Below are 1,178 nucleotides of genomic sequence, written 5' to 3'. Positions count from 1 at the left end.
GTAGATCGCTATGGCAACAAAGAAAGCGGCTCTGGCCTGCACTGTTTGTGGTTCGAGAAACTACACAAAATCAGTGAGCGAAGGCAAACGCGGAGAGCGTTTAGAGATTAATAAGTTTTGCAAACATTGTAATCAATATACGATACATAAAGAAACGAAATAGGGGGATAATCAATTGAACTTTTTACGTAGTGTCAGAGAAGAAATGAAGCTAGTTACTTGGCCTTCAAAAAAACAATTGCGTCATGATTCGCTAGTCGTAATCGAAACAGCAATTATTTTTGCTTTGATGTTTTTCATTATGGATACAGGGATTCAAGCATTGATCAATTTGATCATTCGCTAGTAGCCAATTCAAAAAAAGCATGTTATACTATTTGAGAGAAAAAACCTTGGGAGCACTGAGGTTTTTTTATTTTAGAACGAGGAGCCGATGGCGAAAATGGAATCTTTTGAAAAACAATGGTATGTGCTGCATACTTATTCCGGCTATGAAAACAAAGTAAAGGCAAACATCGAATCACGTGCACAAAGTATGCGGATGGAAGACTATATTTTCCGTGTAGTTGTCCCGGAAGAAAAGGAAACAGAAGTTAAAGGCGGTAAGGAAAAAGAAATCGTCCACAAAACCTTCCCTGGATATGTGTTAGTGGAAATGGTCATGACTGATGATTCTTGGTATGTTGTTCGTAATACACCAGGTGTAACAGGATTCGTTGGTTCCCACGGTGCCGGAAGTAAACCAGCGCCATTGATGCCAGAGGAAATCAACCACATCTTGCGTTCGTTGGGTATGAGTACTCGTCAGAATGATCTAGAAGTAGAAGTCGGCGAAACAGTGAAGATCATCGAAGGCGCGTTTGCGGGTCTAGAAGGTGTGATTACTGAGATCGACGAAGAGCGTGCGAAAATCAAAGCCAATATTGATATGTTTGGTCGCGAAACAAGTACAGAATTGGACTTCGAACAAGTCGACAAAATTTAAGCAATAAAGCTGGGACAAGTTGTCTCGGCTTTTTTTTTGCTAAATTTCCACAAAGTTATGGCCTTTCAATTGAGTTGTGGCAGCTTTGTGCCTATAGTAAAGAGAAATACTAGGTAGATAGCAAAGAGGAGTTAAAAGGAATGAAAAAAGTTTTTTTAAGTATTTTTGCAATGATGACAGTCTTTTTACTTGT

3 protein-coding genes are annotated in these 1,178 nt (G+C 39.2%); all 3 read left to right on the top strand.

Annotation, left to right across the window (positions count from 1 at the left end; translation table 11 throughout):
• Positions 1 to 10: 10 nt before the first annotated feature.
• The 3 genes from rpmG to nusG all read left to right on the top strand — a co-directional run bounded on the left by rpmG (position 11) and on the right by nusG (position 985).
• Positions 11 to 163: a 50S ribosomal protein L33 gene (rpmG, locus tag AC4J95_RS21060; RefSeq protein WP_010739830.1), complete on the top strand. Its 153-nt coding sequence runs from the start codon at positions 11 to 13 to the stop codon at positions 161 to 163.
• 12 nt (positions 164 to 175) lie between these two features.
• Positions 176 to 346, top strand: coding sequence for a preprotein translocase subunit SecE (gene secE / locus AC4J95_RS21055; protein ID WP_316402475.1), 171 nt, complete (start codon positions 176 to 178; stop codon positions 344 to 346).
• 96 nt (positions 347 to 442) lie between these two features.
• Positions 443 to 985, top strand: coding sequence for a transcription termination/antitermination protein NusG (gene nusG / locus AC4J95_RS21050; protein ID WP_494551545.1), 543 nt, complete (start codon positions 443 to 445; stop codon positions 983 to 985).
• Positions 986 to 1,178 lie beyond the last annotated feature (193 nt).

This window comes from Enterococcus sp. GPZ-007 (genome assembly GCF_059374735.1).
This window is presented reverse-complemented; position numbering and strand designations above follow the sequence as displayed.

Bases quoted from the DNA above. Each gene is read 5' to 3' on its own strand.
- rpmG (WP_010739830.1), top strand. From the start codon at position 11: ATGGCAACAAAGAAAGCGGCTCTGGCCTGCACTGTTTGTGGTTCGAGA.
- nusG (WP_494551545.1), top strand. From the start codon at position 443: ATGGAATCTTTTGAAAAACAATGGTATGTGCTGCATACTTATTCCGGC.